Below are 2,212 nucleotides of genomic sequence, written 5' to 3'. Positions count from 1 at the left end.
GAGCGAGGTTTAAACGAAAACAGTAACGGGCTGCTCAGGCAGTATATTCCCAAGGGCACTGACCTGCGTGAAATCACAGAAGAAGAGGTGATGCAAGCTGTGGCCCGCTTGAATGCTCGACCAAGAAAATGTCTTGGTTTTAGGCAGCCTAGCGTTATCTTTAACAAGTTATGTCAGGCTGCAGACGAGAGTGTTGCACTTCGCAGTTGAATCCGCGAGCCAGTAGCCAAATAATCTAGTCCCAATAGAATAGGACATTTGATATTTCCATCTCATATAGCCTTTTTCGTCATAGTATTTATCTAGATTCTTGGCTAACTGCTTATCGATGAAAACAATTCTTTCAATGCTTCCTAGCGAGACCATTGCGCTCATAATTACTGCAGGAACAGACCATATGATCACATATGCAGCAAATATTCCTGTAATAATAGTATAAGCGTGCTCAAAAAAGTTATTCAAAGCCAATCCTCTACAAACTATTCAATCAACTCTTTAAGGTCGATAACCTTTTCATAAAGGATATCACCAAAGGATTTTCCAATAGTTGTACCTGTAATTCCACCCACAGAGCCACCCACAACAAAAGCACCGATAGATGCAACTGCTAATACAGGTGCAGACGTTACTCCAACAACACCCAGTACCAATATAGTGCCTGCAGCTGCTATACTGCCGCCAACAGTTCCTCCACCGACACCACCAAAAAATCCGGCTACTTCACGAGTAGTGACTTTGCCACATTCCCCTGATCCATCGACGGAGCAGGCGTCATAAATATTCTTCACGCCACTTGCGCCGCCAAGCAACAGCCCCACATAGCCGACGCCACGGGAAGCTCCAATACCGATTGCGACATTTGCCATACGTTTACCTAAATTAGGTACGAAGCCTTTTGCGATAATTTCATCGGCATGATGAACGACAGAGCGCGTGGATAGTTTGAGATTGCGCTTAATTTGTGTATAGACAGGGATTTTAACGCTACGTCGAGATAATGCAGCAAAGCTTCCATCTAGTTTTTGAAATAGTGAGGCTCGCTCAGCGACAAAAGAACCATAGTTAATACCACCAACACGGCTCGCCATCGCCACCTGAGAGACGTAGAGGTGGTTAATTTCCAAAAGTATGTTATTGATATTTTTTAAATGTTGCTCAATTCCTACAGCTACAGCACCAATTCCCATGGAAGCATAAGCATATAAATCACTTGGTAAGCCATCTTTGCTTACTTTTTTCATGGCTTCGTCAGCATAAAAATCTAGCAATTCAAAGTGACGATTAACGGTGGAAACTTGCTCTTCAGTTAATTTTGCTAACTCTGTACTTGCTGCTGTTGCTTCTTCAATAAGAGCCGACAGCTTACTTCTCTGTGTTTCAGTGGATGGTTCTTTGGTTAGTACGACTACAATTTCCCCTTGACGGACAGGGTTGTTCAAATGTGTATTGTATTTCGTCAAAAGCTTCTGGGTGTAGTCACTTGTATCTGAGGAAAAAAGGTTTTGCCAATAGTCGTCGAGGGGCTGAGTTTTTTCTACTTGAGTGAAGCCAAGCTCAAATTCAGTTGCAACATCAGATACCTTTTTGATATTAACAACGGTCACCTCTTTTGGGACTAATCTTTTATGATTAATAGCGACTGTTGAAGTATCAACTAAACAGCGCTCTGTATAGTCATAGTAAGTGTTCAGAGGATGATTAAATGGCTTAGGGCTCTCAGGTGGTAGCTCATAAATAGTTTTCTTTTCAATGTCTTGTGGTTGCGAACCCTTCACAGTTAGCAAATCACCTACCGCCAATGACATCGGTTCAGCGTGATACTGTGGGTTCAACTCCAACAGCTGCTTAGCGGACAAGTCGTATTGTTCGGCAATAGCAGGCCATGATTCACGTTGGCGGGTAGTCGGATCAAACTTAACGGTATGGGTTAATGGTTGCGCTGAGTCACCAGTTTTATCGCTATCCGACTCGGCGTTGTTGATCAAATCATTCACCTAACGCACTGATCCCAATGGGGTTGCCCCCATCAATCAACTCGGTAACTAACAGGCATACCAAGTCTTATGACTTTGTTTATTGCTTTCACGTTGGCCAATGCTTCGCCAACTTGTGCATCGTAATCACGTAGTGTCAGCTGAGAGCTGATTAACGTTTTGTATCGAGACATGCCTGTTTCTTCCAGCGAGCGTTTGTGATCACCTTATTCTCTTTT

Annotated in this window: 2 protein-coding genes and 1 pseudogene; 1 reads left to right on the top strand and 2 read right to left on the bottom strand. The window is 43.3% G+C overall.

All coding sequences use genetic code 11. From position 1 onward, the window contains the following. A partial coding sequence (locus tag BGK46_RS17105) for an IS30 family transposase (protein WP_139130716.1) occupies nt 1-210 on the top strand: 210 nt, incomplete at its 5' end. Between the two features lie 269 nt (nt 211-479). Here BGK46_RS17105 and BGK46_RS02520 read toward each other — a convergent pair. Next, entirely contained in the window at nt 480-1,994 is a 1,515-nt protein-coding gene (locus tag BGK46_RS02520; protein WP_175418627.1) for a hypothetical protein, read from the bottom strand. Nucleotides 1,995-2,026: 32 nt separating this feature from the next. Continuing rightward, nucleotides 2,027-2,194: pseudogene (locus BGK46_RS17100) on the bottom strand (IS5/IS1182 family transposase); the annotation flags it as partial. Nucleotides 2,195-2,212: the final 18 nt, after the last annotated feature.

It is taken from the genome of Salinivibrio sp. SS2, assembly GCF_001722075.1.
GTDB lineage: Bacteria > Pseudomonadota > Gammaproteobacteria > Enterobacterales > Vibrionaceae > Salinivibrio > Salinivibrio proteolyticus.
Note: the sequence above shows the minus strand (reverse complement) of the source record. Positions and strands in the feature narration are given on the sequence as shown.